This window comes from Luteococcus sp. H91 (assembly GCF_038433135.1).
Lineage (GTDB): Bacteria > Actinomycetota > Actinomycetes > Propionibacteriales > Propionibacteriaceae > Luteococcus.
In genome coordinates this window covers 16,789-35,818 of sequence record NZ_JBCDMV010000020.1, presented here as the reverse complement: position 1 = coordinate 35,818, position 19,030 = coordinate 16,789, and the positions used below count along the sequence as shown (strand labels likewise).

Here is a 19,030-nt window from a genome sequence, read left to right as displayed (position 1 = left end):
CGGGTCCATCGGGCGGGCTACCATTCCGAGGTGACCACCACCCTGTCCATTGTCGTCCCGTGCTACCGGGAGGCTGACAACCTCGCGCGCCTGCACGAGGAGCTGAGTGCCCTGGATGGGCGACTGGATGCCGAACTGGAGATCATCATCGTCGACGACGGCAGCCCCGACGACACCTTCGACGTCGCCCGCGAGATGGCCAGTCGCGACCCCCGGATTCGGGTGCTCTCCTTCTCCCGGAACTTCGGCAAGGAGGCAGCGATGCTTGCCGGGCTGCGGGCGGCCACCGGGGATGTCGTGGTGGTGATGGATGCGGACCTGCAGCATCCACCGGAACTGCTGGTCCAGATGTGGGAACGAATCCGGTCCGGTGACGTTGGTCAGGTGGTGGCACGGCGCACCCGCGACGGAGATCCGGCCGTGCGCACCTTCTTCAGCCGGCTCTACTACCGGACGGTGAACTCGCTGATCGACGTGGAGCTGACCGACGGGGTGGGCGACTTCCGGATGCTCTCCCGGCCAGCCGTCGACGCCCTGCTGCTGCTCAGCGAGCGCAATCGCTTCAGCAAGGGCCTGTTCGCCTGGATTGGTTTTCCGGTGGAGACCATCGACTACCGCAATGTGGGGCGGGCGGCCGGTGAGTCCTCCTGGACCTTTCGACAGCTGGTGAACTACGGGCTGGACGGGGTGATCAGCTTCAACGACCGCCCATTGCGCAAACTGACCGGCCTGGGGGTGCTGGCCACAGCCGTGGGGCTGCTCTACCTGGTCTACCTGCTCTTCGATTGGGCGGTGGACGGGGTGGACGCCCCGGGCTACATCACCACCATCGCCGTGGTGACCGTCCTCGGCGGAATCCAGCTGCTGGGGCTGGCGCTGGTGGGGGAGTACATCGGGCGGATCTATGCCGAGGTGAAGGCCCGGCCGCACTACATCGTCGCCCACGACAGCGCCCGGCAGGATTCCGGCCCGGACGGGCCCCAATGCCGTTGACATGGCACGATGTGTCCATGCCCGGCCTGCTTGAGATCATCTGTCTGCACGACGCCGATGCCCGGCGCGCCGAGGAGGGTGGTGCCGACCGGATCGAGCTGCTCGGCAGCCTCGATGACGGCGGCATGTCGCCGGAACCCGCGCTGGTGGAGAAGGTGCGTGCCGCCACCGGCCTTCAGCTGCGGGTGATGGTGCGGCTGCGGGCCGGCTTTGGTACCGACGGCGGTGAGTTCGTCCGGCTGCAGGGCCTGGTCAACGCCTATCGCGACGCCGGAGCCGACGGCGTCGTCTTCGGCTTCCTGAACGGCTACGACGAGGTGGACACCGAGGTCTGCGCCGCCCTGGCCACCACAGCTGACTGCCCCTGGACCTTTCACCGGGCGATTGACCAGGTGCTGGACCTGGACAAGGCGTGGCGGGTGCTGCCGCGGCTGCCGAAGCTGGACCAGGTGCTCACCGCCGGATCCGCGCGCGGCGTCGAGCACGGGCTGGACGACCTGCTGGCCCGGTGCAAGGCCAAACCGGAGGTGGCGGCGCTGGTGATGGCCGGTGGTGGTCTGCAGCCCGAGCACGTCCCGTGGCTGGCCCGCGCCGGGGTTCGCGCCTTCCACATCGGCCGCGCCGCCCGGCCGCTGGGCCAGTACAAGGCCTATGTGGATGCGCCGCTGGTCCGCAGTTGGCGGGAACTCATCGACGAGGAAGTGGCCAACGTCACGGCTCGGCCCAGCTGATCGGCACGCTGTCGTCGATGCCGTAGAGCACTCGGAATCGGGGCAGGGCGGCCTCCCTGACACCGGGCCAGTCACTGGTGTAGTCCCGCCGGGGCATTCGACGGGGGAGCACCACCTCGTCGAGCTGGCCGTCGCTGGCCAGCAGCAGGTCCTGCTGGGCCCGCGACCAGACGTCGTGGTTTTCCCGCAGCCCGCCCCAGGCCCGCTGCCAGGTGACGGCGCCGGGGCAGAGCAGGACGCCCGCCACCAGCACCGCGCCGGCGCCGGCCGCCTGCGATCCCAGGGCGCCTGTCCCGCTGCCCAGCACCCAGACGGCGACTCCCAGCACGGAGATCAGGACCATGGCATACAGGAAGAACAGCGAACGGTCGTAGTAGGCGCGCAGGGAGAAGGGGATCGGTGCGGCCAGGAAGATCCCGGTGAAGGGGACCAGCAGCAGGGCGCCGGCATCGTCCAGCAGCGCGCGCGGCGTCCGGCAGGCGCCCAGCACCGTCAGCACCCCGCCCAGCCAGAGCGTGGCGGCGAACAGGACCAGCGGCCAGCCGGTGGGCATCACGAACCAGCCGTGCCAGTCGCGCTGGTCCAGGGCCACCAGGGTGCGGTCGCCCAGCCAGCACCAGCCGATGCTGGACAGTGCGACGGCCGTCATCGCCGCCGGGGTGGCGATCCGGCCGGCCGTCCCGCGGGCGAGCCCCGCGAAGCCGACCAGCAGCAGCGAGACGGTGAGCGTGAGCAGGTAGGGCCAGTGGCGCTCCTGGAAATGGGCCAGCGCGCTGACCGACTTCTCCAGGTAGAGCGGCTCGAAGCGTCGCCCGCGTGCCATCAGCAACTGGCGGGCTCGCAACCCGGGCGTGGTGAGCCGCAACAACCCGACGGCGACGAAGGCCCCCAGGGTCAGCCCCGCCGACACGGGCCAGCGGCGGGCGGGCCAGCAGGCCAGCAGGGTCACCCCGAATCCGGCGATCAGCAGGCCGAGGATCTCGTGGTGGTAACAGGTGACCACCATCAGCGGCAGACTTGCCCAGCGGTACCAGCGGCTGGTCCGGCGGCCCTTCAATTCCCGCAGCCAGGGCAGGGTGGCGGCCAGGAAGAGGACCAGGCCGCCCACATAGCCCACGGTGGCCGACATGAAGTAGAGCGTGGTGGCATCCAGCCGTCGGTCCCAGAAGGAGGTGGCGGTGGGTAGCAACAGCGCCCCGGTCATCGCGACCGCGTCGGCCAGCCGCCCCCGCCGGGTCTTGCGCACCCGATCCGGGATGAACTCACGGACCCACAACCAGACCATCAAGGACAGGCCCCAACACAGGCCCGCCATCACCAACCGGGTGACCAGCGGGCCGCGGTCGAAGACCAACTGCGCCAACACGTCGGCCGTCCGGCCATTGCGGTGCAACAGATCGGTCCACAGGTTCTGCCACCACAGGGACGCGGTCAGTTGGCCAGGTGGGACGTTGTTGCGCACCATGAAGTAGAGGTCGTCATTGGCCATGGTGGGGTAGACCCACAAGCGTTCCCAGAGGATCGCCGCCACCAGCCACACCAGACAACGCCCGGGGACCCGACGGATCCTCCCCCAAGGGTCGGTCACGAATGTGGGAATCCTCATGGAAGGCCTTGCAGATCGGGGGCAGGGACGGATGGGCGTCCCACAGGGTAGCGCACCGGCCCGGCTAGGCTGAGGTCATGCCTTCTGCCCACCGCTTCGGCGCGCCCGCCGCGCTGCGGCGACTGGTGCGTTTTGGTCTGGTGGGCGTGGCCAATACCGCCGTCTACTACCTGTGTTATCGCCTGTTGCTGCTCTTGCTGCCCTATCTGGTGGCGCACCTTGTCGCGTGGGCACTGTCCGTGATCTTCAGTTTCTTCATGAACTGCTGGTTCACCTACCGGGTGCGGCCCACCTGGCGACGCTTCCTGGGCTTCCCGCTCTCCACCGTGGTCAATCTGGCCTTCACCACCTTCGGTTCAGTGATCCTGGTGGAGGTTCTGGACTTTGACCGGCGCTACGCCACCCTGCTGATGGGGATCCTCGCGATCCCCTTCACCTTCGCGGTGACCACCGTGGTGTTGACCAAGGGTGTCAACGATCCGCGACGGGAGCAGGGCGGCGCAGCCTGAGCATCAGGCGAGCAGTCGGTAACCGCTGATGGTGGTTCCCGAGGATCGCGGCGTCATGAAGGTGCCGCCGGCTCGGACCGGGTAGGTCTGCAGGCTGCGGCCCACCTGGTAGATCACGTCACCGGTGCCATTGCCGTCCAGGTCGCCGGGGCCGCTGAGCAGCGCCGTGCCGCGGGTCGACCAGCCACGGCCCACCTGGGCCCCATCCCCCAGTGCGGTGCCCTGGGAGGTGTAGCGGAAGAGCCGGCCGTCCTCGCGCAGGGCGAGCACGTCGGCCCGGCCGTCGCCATTGGTGGAGGTGGGCATCAGCCGCACCATCCGCCACCAGCTGGAGCCGAAGTCATTCTTGGCGACGGCACCGCCGGAGCGGGGCAGCGCATAGCGCGCCAGTCGCCCGGTGCTGGTGCGGGCCAGCAGATCGGGCGTGCCATTGCCGTCGATGTCCCCGACGGCGGTCAGCAGCGACACGCCATTCCAGTTCTTGCCGATCTGACGGCCGTCGCCCAGCCCGGAGCCGGTGCTGGGGTAGAGCCACAGCGTCCCGTCCGTGCGGCGCGCCACCAGATCCGAACGGCCGTCACCGGTGACGTCCCCGGGCACACCGATCCAGGTCATCCGATCCCAGCCGTTGCGGCCGATCCGGGCGGGGGTCGCCAGCCGGCCGGAGCCCAGACCGCGCAGCAGGTAGAGGGAAGGGCCGTTGATCGCCACGGCATCCGCCTTCCGGTCCCCCGTGAGATCGCCGCGGACGGGACGGCTGGTCGGCTTGTCGACCACCCCATCGCCGCGGTGTGCGTACATGATCCGGGAGGCGCCGGCGATGGTGGCCTTCTGGGTCTCCAGGCTGCCCGACGCGGAGTGGGTGAGCACGGCGGCGCTGTAGGCGGGGGAATGGTGGTTGTAGCCCACCGAGTTCACGTGCCAGCCGTCGGTGCGGGGCAGCCAGCCGTTCTTGACCGCGATGTCGGTGCCCGGGCCCTGGTTCACGCCCCAGGAGGAGGCACCGCGCATCAGGGAGAGGCCATAGTCACGCATTCCGTCGCTCAGGACCGGGTTCTTGCGGGCGAAGTGGTCCACCAGCACCACCTGGTCGGGGGCGGTGGTGACCGTCAGGCCCCAGTAGCCGCCGGGGCCGAGCGTGGTCTCGCGCAGACCCATCCGGTTGACCACCGACTGCACCGCGTCGCGGCCGCCGACGTGCTGGTAGAGATTGGTGGCCGCCGCATTGTCGGAAACCCGGATCATCGGCACCAGCTGGGACTTCTCCCAGGAGGTGAGCCCACGCCCCTTCTGCTGGGCCTGGTACATCACCGTCGCCATGATCTGCATCTTCACGATGCTGGCCGTCACATTGGACTTGCGGCCCTTGTAGTAGCTGTAGATGGTGCTGGTGCCCGCCTTGCGGAAGGCCACCCCGACATTGCCCGACCGGCCGGCGAGGTAGTTGGCCAGCTGGCTCTGGTAGGGGAAGGCGGTGACATTGCCGTAGCCGGCCGGATCGGACTGGGCGGCGCCCTGGACGCGGCTGCCCTTGGCCCGCTGCGCGGCGATGCTGCGATCGGCGCTGGCCAGCACCGTCTCGGTGTCGACGGCGACGTGCAGCACGGGCTCCCCGGAGCTCTTCAGATGACCGGCGGAGTTGGTGGTGACGGCCCGGCAGGGCAGGCCGGTGGCCGCCACGGACAGCGGGGCGTCGCCGACGATCTTCCAGCTGCCGCCGGCCTTGTCCACCTGTACCTGACCGATGTCATCGCAGAGCACGGTGCGGGGGGTGTTGGGATCCGGGGCGGCATGGGAGTTGAGGGGAAGGGCGGTGGCGGTGCCTGCGACTGCCAGCAGCGTTGCCAGGCCGACGCGAGCGACGGGGGTGCCGTTCTTGGGCATCTGAAGACCTCCAGGTCAGGTGGTTCGGGGAATTGCCGACACTGTCACTACGACCCTGCCACGGAATTGGTTGCACCTGAACCCGGTATTTCCTGACGACTGGCGCAGTCACGTGCGCTTTGCCGGTGTCTCAGCCCAGTTGGGGCGGCAGCGGCGCGGCATGCAGCACCACCAGGGAGGTGACCGCTCGGGTCAGACAGACGTACAGCCGGCGCAGACCGGTGACCTCGTCGGCCTCACCGGCCACCAGCGCGGCGGGTTCCAGCAGCAGCACATGGTCGAACTCCAGACCCTTGGCCAGGCTGGCGGGCACCAGGTCGAGCCGGCTGCCGTCCTGCTCGCCGACGGCCGACCAGGTGATCCCGGCGGCGTCCAGCGCCTCGGCGGCCCGGGCCAGCTGGACGTCGGCGACGATCAGTCCGACGGTACCCGGACGCCCCAGCAGGCGTCGGGCCTGGGCCGGGGCGGCCTCGATCGCGTCCGCCACCCGATCAACCAGCAAGTCTCCGCGGTTGTGCCGGATCGAGCTGGGGCGGCTCAGCTGCGGGGCGATGCTGGGCAGCAGCCGGGCGGCGTAGTCGATCACCTCACCGGGCACCCGGAAACCCTCGGTCAGTTCGCTGATGGTGGCCTCCGGCTGCCCCAGATGGGCCAATGACTCGCGCCACGACCGGCTGGCCCACGGCGTGGTGGCCTGGGCCAGATCGCCCAGCAGCGTGACCGATCCGGTGCTGGCCCGGCGCCCCGCGGCCCGCAACTGCATCGCGGAGAGGTCTTGGGCCTCGTCGATGATCACATGCCCCAGGCTGGGGGTACGGGTCAGCAGGTCTGCGACCTCGTCGGCCAGCACGATCTCCGCGGCGCTCCACCGGTGCGATCCGGGCGCCTTGGTGCGCCTGGGCGCCAGCACCAGGGCCTGTTCCCCGGCGGTCAGGATGCCGTCGGCGCAGGAGGCCAGGAAGTCGGCGTCGGTCAGCAGCCGGTGGGTGAGTTTGGCGACGGTCAGTGCCGGCCAAACCTGGTTGACCATCTCCTTGACCGACTTCATCCTGGCCACCCGGTTCTGCACCCGGTCATCGGTGGTGGCACCGGAGACCTCCATCCGCAACAGCACCTGGTGGGCCAGTCGCTGCGGCAGCATCTCCCGCCCCGCCAGGTAGCGCACGCCGCGGCTGCGCAGGCTGGCCACCGCATCGGTGAGGTAGTAGGGGGCGATCCGCCACACCCGGGTGCCCATCGGCACCTCCAGGGTCGTCTCCGGTTCCCGGACATGGCCCCAGACGGCACGGTGGGCCACCTCCGCCAGCCGTGCATCGCCCAGCAGCGTGGCCCGGGGCGGGCCGTCGACGGCCTTGACCGCCAGCCCGGTGGCCTGCGAGGTCAGGCTGTCGATGGTCTCCTGCCGGGCATCGATCTCGCCCAGGGCCGGCAGCACGTCGCCGATGTAGCGCAGGAAGTTGGCATTGGGGCCGACCACCAGCACGCCCTGGCGGCTCAGCGTCTCCCGGTAGGCGTAGAGCAGGTAGGCGGCGCGGTGCAGCCCGACGGCGGTCTTGCCCGTGCCCGGCGCCCCCTGAATGGCCAGCGACGTGGCCAGATCGGTGCGCACCAGCACGTCCTGGTCGGGCTGGATGGTGGCGACGATGTCCCGCATCGGGCCGGTGCGGGGGCGTTCGATCTCGGCCTCCAGCAGCGCCGAGACCCCGGCGCTGTCCGTGGCCGGTTGGGTGAGCTGTTCGTCCTCGAAAGCGGTCAGCTCACCGTGGCTGAAGCCGAACCGGCGTCGCAGCGAGCACCCCATCGGCTCGCCCGGGCGCGCCCGGTAGAAGGGCAGGCTCATCGGGGCCCGCCAGTCGATCACCAGCGGGTCGCCGCCCACCTCACCGGTGACGTGCCGCCGGCCGATGTGGGCGACCTCGTCCAGTTCCGCTCCGAGCTGGCGGGAGTAGTCCAGCCGACCGAAGAACAGGGGAGTCTCGGGATCATTCTCCAGGCTCTCCATTCGGCGGTAGAGCATCTGCTTCAGGTAGGCGGTACTGACCGCGTCGCCACCGATCGCGGTGGTCCAGTCCGCTGCCTGGGCCCGCATCCGACGCAGCGCGGCGTGCGAGGCCATCAGGTGGGCCCGTTCCTGGGCAATGACGTCGAGCGTTTCGGGCATGGCTGGTCTCCTGGGGCAGGCCTTCCAGACTACCCCAGCGGGTTCAGCGCGGACGCACCTGGATCTCCACCCGGCGGTTGCGCGCCCGGCCCTGTTCCGATTCATTTGGAACGAGCGGTTGCTCCTCGCCCCTGCCCAGCACCGTGACCCGATGCTTGCCCAGACCCGGCTTCAGTGCCTCGCTGACCCGCTGGGCGCGACGCCGGGAGAGGTCCAGCCCATGCTCGGCACTTCCCAGGTCATCGGTGTGGCCGGTGATGGTCACCGCCGACGGACGGCTGGTACGCAGTTCCCCGGCAATCTGCTCCAGCCGGGCGATCGCCTGGGGGCGCAGCACGTCGGAATCCCTGCCGAACAACACATTGGCATCCAGCCGCAGATCCAGCCGGCCAGTCTGCTCACGCCGCTCGACGGTGCCCGCCAGATCCGAACTCACCGCCACGATCCGGCTGCTGGGGTAGGCATCCGGCCGCGGCAAGGGTTCGGGGAAGAAGGTCCGGCCCGCGGTGGGACTGTCGTCGGCCGGTGGTGGCTCGTCGGTATTGGCGACGCTGACACTGGCGCCCCCGCCCAGCCAGCACAGCGCCGACAGCAGCATCACGAGCAGCGCCAGCAGACGCCACCCGGGCCGACCCCACCGTTGCGCTCGTGACGTCATCGGACCGGCACCCGGTCAAAGCTGCCGAAGGTTGCCGCCCGCACCGTGATCTGGCTGGTGGCCTGGTGCGGTGCCCCGAAGATGCAGCTCACCCAGTAGACGTCGCCCTTCTGCCAACCGCCGTGGAAGGTGGGCTCGCACAACTCGGCGCCGTCGGCGGTCGCCGGTCTGAGCAGCACCTTGCGCGGAGCGTCCACCAGGCTGAAGCCATTGGTCCGGCCCTGGATGCCGTCGACGAAGCCGCCGCCGGACAGCACGTCGTCGGCATTGACCAGCTCGTCGGCGGGACGTTCGAGCACCCGCAAGCGGGCGGTCAGCAGCGCGCTCTCCCCAGCTCGCCGAAGGGGATACAGATCGAGCGCCAGCCGGAAGCCGTTCTTGGAGACCTCCCGGGTGGCGACCGGTGGATCGGTGGTCGGTGGCGTGCCGCTGGCGGAAGCGGCCGGGCTGGCGGCTGTCTCCTGCGGGGTGGCCGGGCCTGACGTCGTCGTCGCTGGGCTCTCGGCCGGTGTCGGGGCGACGCAACCCGCGCACACCAGGGCCAGGAACAGGGCACTGATTCTTCGCATGACGTCAGCCAAGCCCACGGGAACAGTCCGGGCGAGCGTCCAGTGGCCCTCAGGTGTTGTCCGGTTGTTGTCCGTGTGTTGTCCGGAGCCAGGCAATAGGTTTGGGGCATGAGCACTCCACATCCAGGTGACCGTCGTCGAAAGTCCCGTCGGGGTGCCCGGGTTCTGGTGCGCGACGGCGACGCGGTGCTGCTGATGAGCGATTCCGACCACGGGGTGCCGGGCTCAGGTTGGTGGGTCCTGCCCGGGGGCGGACTGGACGGCGACGAGGACACCCGGCTCGCCGCGGCCCGGGAACTGGCCGAGGAGACGGGCCATGCGGTTGATCCGGCCATGCTGCGCGGGCCGATCGCGCGTCGCGTGGTGACCCACGGCTATTCCGACCGGATCCTGGTGCAGTCGGAGGAGATCTTCCTGCTGGAAACCGCGCGCTTTGACGTCGACACCTCCGCCTTCACCGCCGCCGAGCAGAGCCGGATGGGGCGCTGGGGCTGGTTCACGCCCGACCAGATGGCGACGATGACCATTTGGCCGGCCGAGACCCCCGACCTGGCGCGCTGGAACGGTGGCCCCTGCCGTGACCTGGGTGAGGTGGAGGAGTCCACCGTCCCGGTCTGAGCCCGTCCGGGGCATGGCAAGGGCCCGCCTTCCCCGCTCGAAGCAGGGCAGACGGGCCCTCGATGTTATTGAGGATCAGGCCTCGACGCGGCCCTCGGACTGCTCGTGGTGGGAGACACCCTCGTCGGTGAGCGTCTTGTACAGCGCGCCGGCGATCACGGCACCGATGATCGGGGCAACCCAGAACAGCCAGACCTGGCCCAGTGCCCAGCCGCCCTGGAAGACGGCGGTGGCCAGCGAGCGGGCCGGGTTCACCGAGGTGTTGGTGACGGGGATGGAGATCAGGTGGATCAGGGTCAGGCCCAGGCCGATGGCGATCGGGGCGAAGCCCTTGGGGGCGCGGTCGTCGGTGGAGCCCAGGATGATGAACAGGAACATCGCGGTCAGCACCACCTCGGCCAGCAGGCAGGCCATCAGCGAGTAGCCGGCGGGGGAGTGGGCGCCGTAGCCGTTGGAGGCGAAGCCGGAGGCCTTGGCGTCGAATCCATCCTTGCCGGAAGCGATCACGAACAGCAGGCCGGCACCGACGATGCCGCCGATCACCTGGGTGATGATGTAGGGCAGCACGGCCTTGGCCTCGATCCGCTTGGCAGCGAACAGGCCCAGGGTGACGGCCGGGTTGAAGTGGCCACCGGACAGGTGGCCGAAGGCATAGGCGGCACTCATCACGGTCAGGCCGAAGGCCAGAGCGACGCCGACGAAACCGATGCCCATGTTGACGGGGGTGGGATCGGTGGACAGGACCTTGGCGGCCAGCACGGCGGAACCGGCGCCGCCGAAAACCAGCCAGAGGGTGCCGAGGAATTCGGCGACCAGACGGGACTTCATGGAAATGCGCATTGCAACTACTCCTTGTACGACCCACGGGGAGGTGGGCCAGCAAACTGCCCGCGGAGCTTCATCGACCCGCAAAATTCCTTGAGGTCAAGAAATCAGGCAGTTGACACACTAGTCGCAATTCCCGCGCCCGACGCATCCTCGCCGGGTGCTTGGCAAACATTCAGCCAGACTTCGAATGGCGGGGGCCGGCGGTTCACCTCGAGCCGATGTCCGCCGCGTCGATGATCCGGTAGGCATAGCCCTGCTCCGCCAGGAATCGCTGCCGGTGCTGGGCGAATTCGGCATCCGAGGTGTCCCGGCTGACCACCGCGTAGAAGCGTGCGGTGCGGCCATCCTTGGGGCGCAGCAGCCGACCCAGCCGCTGGGCCTCCTCCTGGCGGGAGCCGAAGGCGCCGGAAACCTGGATCGCCGCCTCCGCGCTGGGCAGGTCGATCGAGAAGTTGGCCACCTTGCTGACCACGATCAGGTCGATCTCGCCCGTGCGGAAGCGCCGGTAGATGTCCTCGCGCTGCTTGTTGGTGGTGGCGCCGGTGATCAGCTCCGCGTCCAGCTTCTGGGCCAGCTCCTCCAACTGGTCGACGTACTGGCCGATCACCAGGGTGGGTTGCCCCCGATGCAGGTCCACCAGGTCCAGCACCACCGGGGTCTTGCTCTCGGCGGTGGCGGCCAGCCGGTAACGGACGTCGGGTTCCGCGGTGGCAACGGCCATCCGCTCGGAGTCGTCCAGCGTCACCCGCACCTCGACGCAGTCCGCCGGGGCAATGTAGCCCTGCGCCTCGATCTCCTTCCACGGGGCGTCGAAGCGCTTCGGGCCGATCAGGCTGAACACGTCGCCCTCCCGGCCGTCCTCCCGCACCAGGGTGGCGGTCAGGCCCAACCGGCGCCGGGCCTGCAGGTCGGCGGTCATCCGGAAGACCGGGGCGGGCAACAGGTGTACCTCGTCATAGATCACCAGGCCCCAGTCGCGGGCGTCGAAGAGTTCCAGGTGCGGGTGGATGCCCTTCCGCTTGGAGGTAATCACCTGGTAGGTGGCGATGGTGACCGGGCGCACCTCCTTCTTGCTGCCGGAGTACTCGCCGATCTCGTCCTCGGTGAGGCTGGTGCGGCGCAGCAGCTCGTCGCGCCACTGCCGGGCGCTGACGGTATTGGTCACCAGGATCAACGTGGTGGCCTTGGCCAGCGCCATTGCGTCGGCCCCGACGATGGTCTTGCCGGCGCCGCAGGGCAGCACCACGACGCCGGATCCGCCGTGCCAGAAGGACTCGGCGGCCTGGTGCTGGTACGGACGGAGCTGCCAGCCGTCGGTGACCAGCTCGATCTCGTGGTGCTCGCCGTTGACATAGCCCGCCAGGTCCTCCGCCGGCCAGCCCAGTTTCAGCAGCTGCTGCTTCAGGTTGCCGCGCTCCGACGGATGCACGATCACCGTGTCGTCGTCGATCCGGGCACCGACCAGGCCCTTGATCTTCGCGGAGCGCAGCACCTCGGTGAGCACGGCCTGATCGGTGCTGACCAGAACCAGCCCGTGGGTGGGGTGTTTCTCGATCCGCAGCCGCCCGTAGCGGCCCATCGTCTCGGAGATGTCCACCAGCAGCGAGCTCGCGACGGGATAGCGGGAAAAGCGCAGCAACACGTCCACCACCTGCTCCGCATCATGCCCGGCGGCGCGGGCATTCCACAGCCCCAGCGGGGTCAGCCGGTAGGTGTGCACGTGCTCCGGGGCGCGCTCCAGCTCCGCGAAGGGCGCGATCTGGATCCGGCACTCCGCAGCGTCGGGGTGGTCCACCTCCAGCAGCAGGGTGCGGTCGGACTGGACGATCAGGGGGCCTGGGGTGTTCATCGCCTGCCAGTATGCCCCCGGATGCCAATGCTGGGTGAACCCCCTCGGGAGTAGCTTCGCCATCTTGGAAAACCCCGTGTGGGGTCAGGGAATCTGGTGACACTCCAGCAACCCCACGGCACCGGGCCCGCCGGCTTTGGAAGTGACGGGCCCGGTGCTCTATCCTTGCTGGGTTGCCTGGCGAGGGAACCGGAATGCTCCGGGGTCCGTTATCGACGTGGTGTGAGCGCAAGCTCGTCTCCTCCCTCGTGGGCGTGTACGTGATCTGGATGCCCCAGAGACGAAGGTTGAGGAGACCACAATGGCCACCAATGAGTTGAAGATTATCGCCGAGAAGCGCACCGAATTCGGCAAGGGCGCTGCCCGCCGCATCCGTCGCGCCGACAAGGTGCCCGCCGTGCTCTACGGCCATGGCATGGAGCCGGTGCACGTGACCCTGCCCGGCCACGAGATCCTGCTGGCGCTGCGCACCGCCAACGTGCTGCTGAGCCTCGAGATCGCGGGCGAGGGCGAGCAGCTCTGCCTGCCCAAGCAGGTGCAGCGTGACCCGATCAAGGGCTTCGTCGAGCACGTCGACCTGCTGCTGGTGAAGCGTGGCGAGAAGGTCACCGTCGAGGTCCCCGTGCTGCTGGTGGGCGAGGCCGCCGCCGACACCACGGTCAACCAGGACATCACCGTGCTGCCGCTGGAGGTCTCCGCCATGGCGATCCCGACCGAGATCGAGGTGTCGATCGAGGGTCTGGAGGCCGGTGCGCAGGTCACCGTCGCCGACATCACCCTGCCCGAGGGCGCCACCTTCCACGGTGAGGCCGCCGAGACGCTGATCGTCGGCATCAACCAGGCCGAGGAGCTGCAGGTCGAGTCCGAGGACGCCGAGGGCGAGACCGACGAGGCCGCTGAGGGCGAGACCGACGAGGCCGCTGAGGGCGAGTCCGAGGGCGAGTGACCACCTGGCTGGTGGTGGGGCTGGGAAATCCCGGCCCCACCTACTCCAACACCCGGCACAATGTCGGGTTCATGGTCGTCGACGAGCTGGCCCGCCGCGCGCGGGCCAGCTGGTCGGCCCCCCGCGGGATGCGCGCCGACGTCGTCGAGACCCGGATCAGCACCGCGGGGATCGGTGCACCCGGCATCGACGCCCACAAGGTGGTGCTGGTCAAGCCGCGCACCTTCATGAACGAGTCCGGCCAGGCGGTCGGCAAACTGGCCACCTTCCACAAGGTGGCCCCCGGCCAGGTGATCGCCGTCCACGACGAGCTGGATCTTGACCTGGGCCAGCTGCGGCTCAAGCTGGGCGGCGGTGACAATGGCCACAACGGGTTGAAGAGCATGCGCCGCCACCTGACCACTGGTGACTTCCACCGGATCCGCTTCGGCATCGGTCGTCCCCCCGGCCGGCAGCAGCCAGCCGACTATGTGCTGGCCCCCATTCCGGCCGCGCTGCGCACCGACTTCGAGCTGGAGACCCGCCGCGCCGCCGAAGCGGTGGAGAAGCTGGTCCTGGACGGCCTGGAGGCCGCCCAGAACCGCTTCAACAATTGATCACATCCAGGAGTTCGGGCCCGACGATCCGGCCCGATACTCGTCCATTGGCACCCTGTTCTCCGCCCAGGCCTGCAGCACCGGGCTGATGATCCGCCAGCACTCCTCGGCGATGTCACCGCGGACGCTCAGCAGCGGGTCACCGTCCAGGATGCCCTCCAGGATTTCGCCATAGGGCCGCACCGCGCTGCTGCCGAGCTCGGTGAACAGCACCGAATCCTCCAGGTCCAGCACGTCGCCCTCCGCATTGGTGGTGATCCCGACGGCGATGTTCTCCGGCTTCATCCCGATGCTGATCACATTCGGCACCGGCTCGTTCTTGAAGCCCTCGGGCAGGTGCCCGACCGGCTTGAGCATCACGGTGATGCCATTGCGGGCATCGCCCAGCGCCTTGCCGGAACGCAGTGTGATCGGCACTCCCGCCCAGCGGGAGGTCTTCACCTGCACCTTCAGCTCGGCCAGCGTCTCGGTGTTGTTCTCCGGCTTGACGCCCTCCTCGTCGACATAGTTGGGCACCTCCCGGTCACCGATCTTGCCGGCGGTGTACCGAGCGCGTCGGGAATCCGCGGCGGGATCGCCGGTGAGCAGTTCCGTGGCGCGCAGCACGTGCGCCATCAGGTCGCGCAGTTCCAGTTCGTCGATCCGCGCCGGTTCCTCCATCGCGAACATCGCCATCACCAGCAGCAGGTGGCTCTGGATCATGTCCTTCATCGCGCCGGCGCCGTCGTAGTAGCCGGCCCGCCCCTCGAGGGCGAGGGTCTCGTCGGTGGCGATCACCACATGATCGATGTTCTGCGCATTCCAGACGGGTTCGAAGAGCCGGTTGGCGAAGCGCAGGCCGAGCAGGTTGAGCACCGTGGACTTGCCCAGGAAGTGGTCGACGCGGAAGATCTGCCGCTCGGGGACGATCCGGGTCAGCAGGCTGTTGAGCTGGCGGGCGCTCTCGGCGTCGTGGCCGAAGGGCTTCTCCAGCCCCAGCCGCATCGTGGGCGGTACCTCCAGGGTGCTGAGCGCCTCGCAGGCCTTCATCGTGATGGCGGGCGGCAGCGCGAAGTAGAGCACCGGGTCGCTGGGGCAGGAGTCCAGCAGCGCCTTCAGCTCCTCGGGGTTGGTGACGTCGATCTTGACGTAGCGGGTGCTGGCCAGCAGCTGGTCGATCCGGCCCTGCGGGCAACCGCTCTCGGCCAGTGCCGTCTGCACCACCTCCGTCCACTGCTCGTCGGCCATCTCATCGAAGGCCGCCCCGATCAGCGTCAGGTCCGGTCGGGAGTGCTGCTTCAGCAGGGTGCCCAGCCCGGGCAGCAGCAGGCGGTGGGTCAGGTCGCCGGAGGCGCCCAGGATGACAAGGGTTGCGGGATTGCTCACGGCGACGACTCTAGGCGAGTGGTCGGAATGCTGTCAGCGCCTGACTGGCCATGCCGCTCTCGGCTGAATTCATCGAAGGGTCACGGTCTTGGATCGGACGGGTAGATTTGTCGGGTGACTTTGACCGGCCTGACCCGCCTGCTCGCCTCCGATCCCGTCCTGTCCCGGGTGGCCGGGCAGGCCTCGGCCACCTCGACGCTGGACCTGACCGCTCCGGGCGCGGCCCGGGCCGCGCTGGCCGACAACCTAAATGGGGCCGTCGGGTGGCCGATCCTACGCTGGTCACCTCCACCTATCGCGAGGCCGAGCAGCTCACCGCCGAGCTGACCAGCTGGGTGGGGGAGCAGGCCGTCGCCTACTACCCGGCCTGGGAGACCCTGCCGCACGAGCGGCTCAGCCCGCGCTCGGACACCGTCGGGCGACGGCTGGCCGTGCTGCGTCGTCTGGCCGGCAATGACCCCGCCGGGCCGCCGCGGATCGTCGTCGCCCCGGTGCGCTCCGTGCTGCAACCCCAGGTCAAGGGGCTGGCCGAGCTGAAGCCGGTGCGGATCGTCGCCGGTGAGGACTTCGACGTCGACGAGCTGGCCACCGCCCTGGTGGATGCCGCCTACCACCGGGTGGATCTGGTGGAGCGACGCGGCGAGTTCGCCGTCCGCGGCGGCATCGTCGACATCTTCCCGCCCACCGAGGAACATCCGGTGCGGATCGACTTCTTCGGCGACGAGGTGGAGGAGATCCGGCACTTCACCGTCGCCGACCAGCGCTCCATGCCCAGCACCCTGGGCGAGATCATCGCCTCCCCCTGCCGGGAACTCCTGCTGGATGCCACCGTGCGCGGCCGCGCCAGGGCGTTGATCCCGGACCACCCGGAACTGGTGGAGATGCTGGACAAGATCGCGGAGGGCCACGCCGTCGAGGGGATGGAGGCGCTCACCCCTGCCCTGGTCGACGGCCTGGAACTGCTGTTGGATGTGCTGCCGGCACAGACGATCGTGCTGGTCAGCGATCCGGAACTGGTGCGCAGCCGCGCGCATGACCTGGTGGCGACCAGCCAGGAATTCCTGCACGCCTCCTGGGCGGCCGCGGCGGCGGGTGGGAAGGCCCCGATCGACCTGGGCGCCACCGCCTACTGGCAGCTGGCCGATGTGCGGGCCCACGCACTGCAGCGCGGCCAGTCCTGGTGGAGCCTGTCCAGCTTCACCGCCGCCCCGGCCGAGGCCGGCCCCACCTACGCCGAGGACGGCGAGTTGGTGGATCTCTCCCACCTGTCGGTCGACGGTGTCGAGTCCCGCAGTCTGGCCTGGCGGGCCGCCGAGACCTGGAAGGGTGACACGGAGGGTGCGGTCGGCGAGATCGGCGACGCGGTCCGGGCCGGCGACGCCGTCGTGCTCAGCGTCGAGGGCAAGGGCCTGGCCAGCCGAATGGCGGAGGTGCTGACCGACCACGAGATCGGCTCGCACGTCGTCGACGCCATCATCGACGCGCCGGAGAGGGGCACCGTCACCATCGTCCCGGCCGGCCAGCGGCACGGCTTCCGCGCGCCCGGGCTGGGCTTCAGCCTGTTCACCACCGGTGACCTGGCGGGCAACAAGCCCGCCGACAAGTCCGAACGCAAGATGCCCAGCCGGCGCAAGAACCAGATCAGTCCGCTGGAGCTCAAGGCCGGTGACCCGGTGGTGCACGAGCAGCACGGCGTCGGCCGCTATGTGGAGATGGTGCAGCGCACCGTCGCCGGCTCCACCCGCGAATACCTGGTGATTGAATATGCCGCCAGCAAGAAGGGCCAGCCCGGGGACCGGCTCTTCGTGCCGATGGACCAGCTGGACCAGGTGACCCGCTATGTGGGTGGCGAGGCCCCCTCGCTGGACAAGATGGGCGGCGCCGACTGGAACAAGCGCAAGTCCCGCGCCCGCAAGGCCGTCAAGCAGATCGCCGCGGAGCTGATCAAGCTCTATGCCGCCCGGCAGGCCACCCGCGGGCACGCCTTCAGCCCGGACACCGCCTGGCAGCGGGAGTTGGAGGACGCCTTCAACTACGTCGAGACGCCCGACCAGCTTGCCTGCATCCAGGAGGTCAAGCAGGACATGGAGCAGGTGGTCCCGATGGACCGGCTGATCTGCGGCGACGTGGGCTATGGCAAGACCGAGATCGCCGTCCGCGCCGCCTTCAAGGCCGTACAGGACGGCAAGCAGGTGGCGATCCTGGTGCCCACCACGCTGCTGGTCACCCAGCACCACGCCACCTTCGCCGAACGCTATGCCGGTTTCCCGGTGCACGTCGCCCAGCTCTCCCGCTTCCAGACCGATGCCGAGGCGAAGGCGGTCAAGGAGGGGATCGCGTCGGGCAAGGTGGACGTCGTGGTCGGCACCCACCGGCTGTTCAGCGGCGAGGTGCAGTTCAAGGACCTCGGCCTGGTGATCATCGACGAGGAGCAGCGCTTCGGCGTGGAGCACAAGGAGTCGCTGAAGAAGCTGCGGCTCAATGTGGACGTGCTGGCGATGTCCGCCACCCCGATTCCGCGCACCCTGGAGATGGCGATCACCGGCATCCGGGAGATGAGCGTGATTGCCACCCCGCCGGAGGAGCGCCACCCGGTGCTGACCTTTGCCGGGCCCTATGACGAGGCCCAGGTGGTGGCCGCGGTGCGCCGCGAACTGGCCCGCGAAGGCCAGGTCTTCTACGTGCACAACCGGGTGCAGTCGATCGAGAAGACCGCCGCGCGGCTGCGGGAACTGGTGCCGGAGGCGCGGGTGGTCACCGCCCACGGCCAGATGAACGAGCACCAGCTGGAAGAGGTGATGCAGGACTTCTGGGAGCGCCGCGCCGACGTGCTGGTCTCCACCACCATCGTCGAGGCCGGCCTGGACATCTCCACCGCCAACACCCTGCTGATCGAACGGGCCGACCTGATGGGTCTCAGCCAGCTGCACCAGCTGCGCGGCCGGGTGGGCCGTGGCCGGGAACGCGGCTATGCCTACTTCCTGTACCCGCCGGAGAAGCCGCTCACCGAGACCGCGCATGACCGACTGGCGACGATGGCCGCGCACACCGATCTGGGTGCCGGCATGCAGATCGCGATGAAGGACCTGGAGATCCGCGGCGCCGGCAACCTGCTGGGCGGCGAACAGTCCGGGCACATCGCCGACGTCGGTTTCGACCTCTACATCCGGCTGGTGGGGGAGGCCGTCGCCGACTTCCGCGGTGATCCCGACGCCGAACCGGAGCCGGAGATGCGGATCGAGCTGCCGGTGGATGCCAACCTGCCCAATGACTACGTGGAATCGGAGCGGCTGCGGCTGGAGATGTACAAGCGGCTGGCCGAGGTGCGCAGCGAGGACGACATTGCGGAGGTGCGGGCGGAGCTCGAGGACCGCTACGGCCCGCTGCCCGGCCCCACCGAGGTACTGCTGGCCGTCGCCCGCTTCCGGCTGCTGTGCCGCAGCGTCGGCCTGACCGAGGTGGTGGGACAGGGCAACAACATTCGCTTTGCCCCGGCCAACCTGCCCGAATCCCGCGAGCTTCGGCTGGGCAGGCTGCACCCCGGCAGCGTGATCAAGCGACAGGCCGGTTTCGCGCTGATCCCACGCCCCACGACCGCACCGGTGCTGGGCAAGCCGGTGATCGGCGTCGACCTGCTGGAGTGGGCCACCCAGGTGGTGGTCGACATCTTCGACGGCAAGCCGCCGACGCCCGCGCCCGCGTCCTGAGCGGACGGCT

The 19,030-nt window shown here is 69.2% G+C and carries 14 protein-coding genes and 1 pseudogene; 7 read left to right on the top strand and 8 right to left on the bottom strand.

Translation table 11 applies throughout. From position 1 onward, the window contains the following. Nucleotides 1-30: 30 nt before the first annotated feature. Complete coding sequence (locus tag AAEX57_RS10665; protein ID WP_342092201.1) at nt 31-993, top strand: glycosyltransferase family 2 protein; 963 nt, start codon at nt 31-33, stop codon at nt 991-993. Nucleotides 994-1,010: 17 nt separating this feature from the next. Continuing rightward, entirely contained in the window at nt 1,011-1,724 is a 714-nt protein-coding gene (locus AAEX57_RS10660) for a copper homeostasis protein CutC (RefSeq protein WP_342092202.1), read from the top strand. Here the strand turns inward: AAEX57_RS10660 and AAEX57_RS10655 are convergent. Next, nucleotides 1,705-3,330, bottom strand: coding sequence for a hypothetical protein (locus tag AAEX57_RS10655; RefSeq protein ID WP_342092203.1), 1,626 nt, complete (start codon nt 3,328-3,330; stop codon nt 1,705-1,707). The genes AAEX57_RS10660 and AAEX57_RS10655 overlap by 20 nt on opposite strands. A 77-nt stretch (nt 3,331-3,407) precedes the next feature. Between AAEX57_RS10655 and AAEX57_RS10650 the strand changes: the two genes are divergently transcribed. Further along, nucleotides 3,408-3,839, top strand: coding sequence for a GtrA family protein (locus AAEX57_RS10650; protein ID WP_342092204.1), 432 nt, complete (start codon nt 3,408-3,410; stop codon nt 3,837-3,839). 3 nt (nt 3,840-3,842) lie between these two features. On the opposite strand, the gene AAEX57_RS10645 is transcribed toward AAEX57_RS10650, so the two are convergent. The 4 genes from AAEX57_RS10645 to AAEX57_RS10630 form a co-directional block, all read right to left on the bottom strand. Then, nucleotides 3,843-5,723 carry an FG-GAP-like repeat-containing protein gene (locus tag AAEX57_RS10645; RefSeq protein ID WP_342092205.1) on the bottom strand — a complete coding sequence of 627 codons (1,881 nt, stop codon included), beginning with the start codon at nt 5,721-5,723 and terminating at the stop codon, nt 3,843-3,845. A 130-nt stretch (nt 5,724-5,853) separates the two neighbouring features. Continuing rightward, nucleotides 5,854-7,884, bottom strand: a complete 2,031-nt coding sequence (locus AAEX57_RS10640) for a HelD family protein (protein ID WP_342092206.1) — start codon at nt 7,882-7,884, stop codon at nt 5,854-5,856. 43 nt (nt 7,885-7,927) lie between these two features. Beyond that, a complete protein-coding gene (locus AAEX57_RS10635) occupies nt 7,928-8,482 on the bottom strand; it encodes an OmpA family protein (protein ID WP_342092220.1) in 555 nt (184 codons plus the stop codon). Nucleotides 8,483-8,538: 56 nt separating this feature from the next. After that, nucleotides 8,539-9,111, bottom strand: a complete 573-nt coding sequence (locus AAEX57_RS10630) for a hypothetical protein (protein ID WP_342092207.1) — start codon at nt 9,109-9,111, stop codon at nt 8,539-8,541. Between the two features lie 108 nt (nt 9,112-9,219). On the opposite strand from AAEX57_RS10630, the gene AAEX57_RS10625 reads away from it, so the two are divergent. Next, nucleotides 9,220-9,729, top strand: coding sequence for an NUDIX hydrolase (locus tag AAEX57_RS10625; RefSeq protein ID WP_342092208.1), 510 nt, complete (start codon nt 9,220-9,222; stop codon nt 9,727-9,729). A gap of 75 nt (nt 9,730-9,804) precedes the next feature. On the opposite strand, the gene aqpZ is transcribed toward AAEX57_RS10625, so the two are convergent. Both aqpZ and AAEX57_RS10615 read right to left on the bottom strand, forming a co-directional pair. Further along, entirely contained in the window at nt 9,805-10,569 is a 765-nt protein-coding gene (gene aqpZ, locus AAEX57_RS10620) for an aquaporin Z (RefSeq protein ID WP_342092209.1), read from the bottom strand. Nucleotides 10,570-10,762: 193 nt separating this feature from the next. Then, nucleotides 10,763-12,406 (bottom strand): DNA repair helicase XPB, encoded by a 1,644-nt coding sequence (locus AAEX57_RS10615; protein ID WP_342092210.1) that lies wholly within the window; start codon nt 12,404-12,406, stop codon nt 10,763-10,765. A gap of 301 nt (nt 12,407-12,707) precedes the next feature. Here AAEX57_RS10615 and AAEX57_RS10610 point away from each other — a divergent pair, with 301 nt between their 5' ends. Then, nucleotides 12,708-13,352, top strand: coding sequence for a 50S ribosomal protein L25/general stress protein Ctc (locus AAEX57_RS10610; protein ID WP_342092211.1), 645 nt, complete (start codon nt 12,708-12,710; stop codon nt 13,350-13,352). Then, nucleotides 13,349-13,948: an aminoacyl-tRNA hydrolase gene (gene pth / locus AAEX57_RS10605; RefSeq protein ID WP_342092212.1), complete on the top strand. Its 600-nt coding sequence runs from the start codon at nt 13,349-13,351 to the stop codon at nt 13,946-13,948. The genes AAEX57_RS10610 and pth overlap by 4 nt, the downstream gene beginning before the upstream one ends. On the opposite strand, the gene AAEX57_RS10600 is transcribed toward pth, so the two are convergent. Then, nucleotides 13,949-15,313 (bottom strand): glucose-6-phosphate dehydrogenase, encoded by a 1,365-nt coding sequence (locus AAEX57_RS10600; RefSeq protein ID WP_342092213.1) that lies wholly within the window; start codon nt 15,311-15,313, stop codon nt 13,949-13,951. 114 nt (nt 15,314-15,427) lie between these two features. Between AAEX57_RS10600 and mfd the strand changes: the two are divergent. Next, nucleotides 15,428-19,020 (top strand): annotated as a pseudogene (gene mfd, locus AAEX57_RS10595) (transcription-repair coupling factor). Nucleotides 19,021-19,030 lie beyond the last annotated feature (10 nt).